We start from the raw sequence: 6,746 nt of genomic DNA on the forward strand, positions 1-6,746 counted from the left end.
CATGGCTTGCTTGCGAACCCTTTTTTTTCTGGGCAAGGGCGGTACGGGCAAATCCACGGCATCGGCCCTGATCTCCCTGGTGCTCAAAGAAAAAGGCAAAAAAGTGGTTCTGGCCTCTTTTGATGATGCCCATAACCAGGCCGATATTTTTGAGACGGTATTTTCAGACAAAGCCTGTTCTTTGGGCCCGTGTCTCGAGGTGCTGCAGATCGACCGGGATAAGCAGATCAAACGCTATCTGGCAAAGACCGCGAAACAGGTGAAAGCCAGTTTCGCTTATCTGACCGCATTCAATCTGGACCATTATTTCGATATTCTCAAATTTTCCCCGGGCATGGAGGAATATGCCCTGGTTGCAGCGTTTACCGATCTTGTGGCCCGATACAAGACCCATGACTATCTGGTGATCGATATGCCGCCCACGGCCCTGTCCCTGCGGTTTTTCAATCTGCCGTCTTTGTCTTTGACCTGGACGGATCAGCTGGAAAAGCTGAGAAACCAGATCAATGAGAAAAAAGAGATCATTTCACGAATCACTCTGGCCGGCAAAGAATTTGAGCGGGACAAGATACTCCAGCGGCTTCTTCAGATCAAATCCGATTATCAGGCCCTCAAGGCCCTGTTTGAAGATCCGGCTCAAACCAGCTTTTATGTGGTTTTTAACCGGGATGTCCTGTCTGTGGCGGAAACCCGGCGGGTCATCGAACACCTGGACCGGCAGGTCATCAAGCCCCGGGGCCTGATCTGCAATGAAAGGACCGGGGCAAATGGGTTTATACAGACAGTGGAAACGTTGTTCCCGGGCATTCCCATCCAGACCATTCCTTATTCATCGGCATCTCTGATCGGCATGGAGGCCCTGGCACAGCATATCCGTTCAAATGAGCTGACCTTTGACAAAATCCTGCCTGAATAATTACGGGGTTTGTGTCACTGTGACCGGCGTGTCTGCCTGACCGGCGTAAAACACGATGATATGGGCCGGATCAGGGCCGATGCTTTCTCCCCAGTGCCAGGTGTTGACCACTTCCACAATGGCCTCACCTGCGTTCAGATCCAGTGTTTTTCCGTCCGTGGTGTGTACCTTTAAATGGCCGGACAAAAGCACCCCGGCGTTGATCACCGGATGCTGGTGAATCGCCAGCTTCTCTCCTGCCGGCACGGTGATGCTCAAAATGCGGACTTCCGGTTGACCGTCCGGATAGGCCGGCAGTAAAGCGCCATCCCAGCTCTTCTGGGTGGCAGCCAGTTCCTTGACCGCAATCTGCGGGTTCTTGGCAAATACGGGAGAACTCAGGCACAGGACAAGCCCGCATAAAAAGATCAGGCAGAAACAGGGATAAGGTGTCAATCGTTTTTTAAAGACCCGCGTCATTGTCAGTATTCCTTTATTTTACCACAAAATCAAAATAGGTGTCTGGAAACGGTTCATTTTTCAACGTAAAATGCCACCATTCCTTGTCATAGTATTGAAAACCGTGCTTTTCCATGAGCGTTTTGAGCAGCAGCCGGTTGATCCGCTGGGACGGATCCAGGTTCGGGTTTTCCGGATGGGATCGTTTATGAAAACAGTCAAACCCGGTGCCCATATCGATGCTGTTGTCGGCAAACCGCTGGTCTGCCGGCAGATAGCATTCCTTTTGTCCGGTCTGACCTAAAATAAATTCCGGCTGATCCGGCACCGGCACCGGCACAATAGTCAAATCAACGGTACTGCCCCTGGAATGGCTGGATTTTTCAGCCACATATCCGTCCCTGAACAGGTTGCGTTTGTCCAGTGTGGGGTAAAACTCGGTCCGGGTGGCGGTGTCTTCTACCTCTTTGGCCCACCGGACAAAATGATCCACGGCCCGCTGGGGCCGGTAGCAGTCATAAATCTTGATGCTGAAACCAAAGGGATTGAGATCCGCCTGAACCCCGGCCAGGGCAGCGGCCGCTTCTTCGGTGAGATAACATTTGGCTGCATGATACCCATCCACGGGGGTGCCCAGAAAATTATGTTCGGTGACATACCGGATGTCCATGACCGCGTCCGGGATGATTTCCCGGATCTCCACAAATTCGTCAGGGATCGGGTCTGCGGCAGCCGGGATGACCAGGGCCAGCCAGAGGATCAATATGCGTTTTAACATGGGTGCGTTCTCCTTGACAATTTGTTTTGAATGAAAAAAAGATTATTCAGGGATCTGGTAAAAAACACCTCGGTTCTGATGCACGGAAATAATTTTATTTTCAGCGGTCATCACATCCAGGTATTTGTTGATTTCGCTCACGTGCAGGCCCAGGATGGTGGACAAATCATCCAGGGTGCAGGGCCGGCGGGCAATGGTTTCCATGATGGCGGCTTCCATGTCCTGCCGATAGGCTGCCACCTGTTTGCGCTTCGGGGCCGCAGCAATGATTTCCGCGGCCCCGGGATCCAGGTATTGGGCAATACGCTGTAATTCTTCAAAAGACGCCCCTTTCAGGTCTGTCACCGTGCCCGGACGATCCAGGGTGTTGAGCTGGATGCATTCAGGATGGAGTTCATGAATGACTTTTTTCAGGGCTTTCAATTCATCTTCGTGGTCATTGTATCCCGGCAAAATAAACACTTCCAGACGAAACCGGCCTTTGAACATTTTTCTGAATGTCATCAATCCGGCCAGATGGGCATCCAGGGTCAGATCCCCATGGGGGCGGTTGATTTTTTTGAAAACCGGTTCCGTTGCCGCGTCCAGGGAGGGAAGCACCACATCGGCCGCCATCAGCGCCTCTCTGACTTGTGGATCGTGCAGCAGCGTGCCGTTGGTCAGCACGGCAACCGGTATCTTGGGCCGTTTTTGCTTGATAAATGTGAGCACCTCTTTGATGCAGGTGTTCAACGTTGGTTCACCGGAACCGGAAAACGTGATGTAATCCGGGTCCGGGTTATGGGAAAAATAATGGGTAAGCTCTTGTTTGACGCGGTCTAAACGGACGTATTCCCTGCGATCCAGAGTCAGGCGATTGGTGCGGCCCACTTCACAGTACACACAGTCCAGTGAGCAGACTTTCCGGGGCACCAGGTCGACGCCTAAAGAAATACCCAGCCGCCTTGAAGGAACCGGTCCGAACAGATGATGATACATAATAAAAAATTCCTGTTAAAATCCGGGGTTGATGCCGTGCCGATTCATTTTGGCACGCCTGACTTCTTTTTATACCCGGGCAAAGGAACATGGCAAGGGTTTTATGGGGAGATTCAAACAAATTGGGGTGAAACCCGGAAAAAAAAATGGTAGGGTATTTTTTTGAATACCCGGACCTAATTGTGCGAATAACAAAAAGGGAGATGAATCATTGAAAGGGATTGTCATTGCAGCCACGGGCAGTGGTGCCGGAAAAACCACACTGACCCTGGCCATTCTGGCCTGGCTGCGTGCCAACGGGTTGAAGGCGGCCCCGTTCAAAGTGGGGCCGGATTTCATCGATCCGGGCCACCATGCCCGTATTGCCGGCCGGACCAGTTATAATCTGGATTCCTGGATGCTGTCAAAAACTTACAACCGCGGGCTGTTTCATGCCCGGTCCAGGGGGGCGGATCTGGCAGTGGTAGAGGGGGTCATGGGCCTGTTTGACGGGTATGATGCCATAACGGAAACCGGGTCCACGGCCCAGATGGCCAAATGGCTGGGCCTGCCCGTGCTGCTGGTGGTGTCTGCCAAAGGCAAGGCCAGAAGCGCGGCCGCCGTGGTCAAGGGATTTGAAACCTTTGATCCTGAATTGACCCTGGCCGGGGTGGTGTTCACATTTACCGGCAGCGACCGGCATTATGCGTATCTCAAAGAAGCCGTGGCACAGAGCTGCACCACGCCCTGCCTGGGGCACCTGCCCCAAAACGAGGCGCTGATCATGCCGGAACGCCACCTGGGCCTGACCACGGCAGATGAACATATCATTTCAAGCACCACGATCGATACTCTGGTTGCCATGGTGGATCAGCATATGCACATGCCCCGGCTGATCCGGGATCTGCCGGAACTGCCGGACCCCGGCAAATCCCGGGATTATGACACCCCATGGCAGACAAAACCAAAAAGTGCAGACAATCAAAATACAGGAACGCCCTTTTTTTGCGATCCGCCCCGGATTGCCGTGCCCAGGGACAAGGCGTTCTGCTTTTATTATCCGGACAATCTGGCCATGCTGGAACATGCCGGGGCCTGCCTGGTTTATTTTTCCTTGCTGGCAGATGATCATCTGCCTGAAGACATCGATGGGATCTACCTGGGAGGTGGATATCCCGAGCTGTTTGCAGACACATTGTCGGGCAAAACCCATCTGCAGTCTGAAATCAAATCCTGCAGCCGAAACCGCATGCCCATTTATGCCGAATGCGGCGGGTTCATGTTTCTGTGCCAAAAACTGACCCTTGCCGATTCTGTTCACCCGAAAATCATGGCAGGATGTTTTGATTTGGAAATCTGTATGTCTGAGACGCTTCAATCTCTGGGTTACCGGGAAGTGACCCTGACAAAAAATTCAGTGATCGGTGCAAAAGGCGTGCAAATCCGGGGCCATGAATTCCATTATTCGTCCATTAAGACCGACAACGACGTTTGTGACCATGTGTTTGAAGTCACGACCCGGGCCGGCCAGGATGTGCAGGTGGCCGGATATCAGAAAGATTTGACCCTGGGATCATATCTGCATGTGCATTTCGGTTCCAACCCGGAAGTGCCCCGCTGTTTTGTGGCTCATTGCGCGGATTTCAGGCACCGGCGCCTAAAAAATATAGAGACAACCTCTGTCCCCATCATTTAAACACCAGTTTGTTCAATGCCAGCAGCACCAGATAGACAATCCCGCTCAACACGATAATGGTCGGGCCTGACGACAGACTCAGGCTGTAGCTGATGCCTAAGCCCGTCCAGGTGAAAACGGCACACAGCAGCACGGAGTACAGCATCATCTGCCACAGCCTTCGGGCATAAAATCCCGCAATGGCAGGAGGAATGGTCAACAAAGCGATCACCAGAACAATGCCCACGATCCGCACCAGCAAGACAACGGTCAAAGCGGTGAGTACCAGAAGAAACAGATAGAAAAACGTGGTGTTGATCCCCCGCAGCAGGGTAAACTCGGTATCGAAACACACCCCGAAAAACTGATTGAAAAAAATCACCACCACCCCCACGATCACCAGATCCAGGCCGATCACAAACCACAGGTCTTTTTGTGAGATGAGCAGGATATCCCCGAATAAATAGGAACTGAGGCTGAAATACCCGGGAGTCCGGTCGATGAACAAAATACCGCAGGCCATGCCCACAGCCCAGAGAGCCCCGATAATGGTATCTTCTCTTTCTTTGGCATGAATGCTCACCAGTCCCACCACCAGCGCAGAAGCCACGGCTGCCAGCACAGCCCCGAGGATGGGATCGAACCATGTGATCCCCAGCCCGATCTGAAGATACAGGGCCAGACCGATGCCGCCGAACACGGAATGGGAAATGGCCCCGGCCAGGTAACTGATGCGCTTGATGGTGACAAACGTGCCGATGATGCCAAAGGCAATGGAAGCCAGCCCCCCCATCATCAGCGCATACGCCAGAAACTGATTGTCCGGGTCCATGACGGCCTGAAAAAATTCAATCATGGCAATGGCCTTCTTCGCTGCACCGGTGATCATGGCGGACCATTTTCAGATCCCCGTAATAGATATCCTTGATCATGGTGCCGTCCACATCTGTTGTGGGGTGAATGACCAGGCGGCGGTTCACACAGATCACGGTTTTAACGTATTTGGACACAAAACCCAAATCATGGGAAACCACCAGAATGGTCATGTTCTGGTTCAAAGCTTTGAGAATGGAAAACAGATTTTCCTCGGTTTCATGGTCCACGTTGGCCGTGGGTTCATCCAGCAGCAGGATGTCCGGCCGGCTGCACAATGCCCTGGCGATGAGAACCCGCTGTTTCTGCCCCCCGGACAAGGCATTGAAACCCGTCTGCGCAAAAGAGGTCATGCCCACCGTATCGATGGCATCCATGGCCCGGGACCGGTCTTTGGCGGAAAACCAGAAAATATTGTTTTTCAGGCACCCCATCAGAACCACATCCAGGACGGTGGCGGGAAAATTCATGTCCAGATAGGCATACTGGGGCATATATCCCATACGGTTCCGGGCTTTTTCCGGGCTCATCCCCAGCACCTGAATCTGTCCGGTATCCGGTTTTATGAGCCCTAAAATCAGTTTAAGCAACGTGGTTTTTCCGCCCCCGTTGGGCCCCACGATACAGGCAAATTCTTTTCGGGGAATAATAAGGGATATGTTTTCAAGAATCGGTTGTTTTTTATAGGCAAATGAGACATTTTTCAGACGGATGTCAGTTTCCATGGGCAGATCCTTGCAGGCAGTGTCATCAATTATTGTTCTCAAGGGGCCGCCGGCATGTTTAATCCCCCCAAGATGCCCAGAATTTCAGTCAGCGTGATTATTTGTACACAAGTTCAAGGCAATTGTCAAAACCAGGGAAACGGCGCCTGAATTTAAAATGTCATGAAAATCAATGAGATAAACACAAAAAAGGCCGGAATGAAAAAATATTGTGAAAAATATCAAAAAAACGATTGACACGGATATAATTTTCAGGCATATTACGCCGGTCTTGTCGAGAGACGGTTTGTGTGTCCTCGATAAGTTTTTTTTTGATCTTTGAAAATTGGTCAGTGATAAAGTTTGAAGCGGGTCTAAAACAAGACCTTAACGAGTTTGTAGTTA

Annotated in this window: 7 protein-coding genes; 2 read left to right on the forward strand and 5 right to left on the reverse strand. The window is 51.7% G+C overall.

The annotated features are described in order from the left end of the window. Position 1: 1 nt before the first annotated feature. Positions 2–916, forward strand: a complete 915-nt coding sequence (locus K365_RS0124590) for an ArsA family ATPase (protein ID WP_024336746.1) — start codon at positions 2–4, stop codon at positions 914–916. On the opposite strand, the gene K365_RS0124595 is transcribed toward K365_RS0124590, so the two are convergent. From K365_RS0124595 to K365_RS0124605, 3 genes are read right to left on the reverse strand one after another with little or no spacing between them, the layout of a single operon-like run. Then, positions 917–1,375, reverse strand: coding sequence for a cupin domain-containing protein (locus K365_RS0124595; protein WP_024336747.1), 459 nt, complete (start codon positions 1,373–1,375; stop codon positions 917–919). A 13-nt stretch (positions 1,376–1,388) separates the two neighbouring features. Continuing rightward, positions 1,389–2,132 carry a M15 family metallopeptidase gene (locus K365_RS0124600; RefSeq protein ID WP_006966946.1) on the reverse strand — a complete coding sequence of 248 codons (744 nt, stop codon included), beginning with the start codon at positions 2,130–2,132 and terminating at the stop codon, positions 1,389–1,391. Positions 2,133–2,174: 42 nt separating this feature from the next. Continuing rightward, positions 2,175–3,110 carry a radical SAM protein gene (locus K365_RS0124605; RefSeq protein WP_024336748.1) on the reverse strand — a complete coding sequence of 312 codons (936 nt, stop codon included), beginning with the start codon at positions 3,108–3,110 and terminating at the stop codon, positions 2,175–2,177. Positions 3,111–3,321: 211 nt separating this feature from the next. On the opposite strand from K365_RS0124605, the gene K365_RS0124615 reads away from it, so the two are divergent. Next, on the forward strand, positions 3,322–4,785 hold the full coding sequence (locus K365_RS0124615) for a cobyrinic acid a,c-diamide synthase CobB (protein WP_024336749.1): 1,464 nt from the start codon (positions 3,322–3,324) through the stop codon (positions 4,783–4,785). Here K365_RS0124615 and K365_RS0124620 read toward each other — a convergent pair. After that, entirely contained in the window at positions 4,778–5,620 is an 843-nt protein-coding gene (locus K365_RS0124620; protein ID WP_006966949.1) for a metal ABC transporter permease, read from the reverse strand. The two genes, K365_RS0124615 and K365_RS0124620, sit on opposite strands and share 8 nt — an antisense overlap. Then, positions 5,613–6,362 carry a metal ABC transporter ATP-binding protein gene (locus K365_RS0124625; RefSeq protein ID WP_006966950.1) on the reverse strand — a complete coding sequence of 250 codons (750 nt, stop codon included), beginning with the start codon at positions 6,360–6,362 and terminating at the stop codon, positions 5,613–5,615. The genes K365_RS0124620 and K365_RS0124625 overlap by 8 nt, the downstream gene beginning before the upstream one ends. Positions 6,363–6,746 lie beyond the last annotated feature (384 nt).

The organism is Desulfotignum balticum DSM 7044 (genome assembly GCF_000421285.1).
Lineage (GTDB): Bacteria > Desulfobacterota > Desulfobacteria > Desulfobacterales > Desulfobacteraceae > Desulfotignum > Desulfotignum balticum.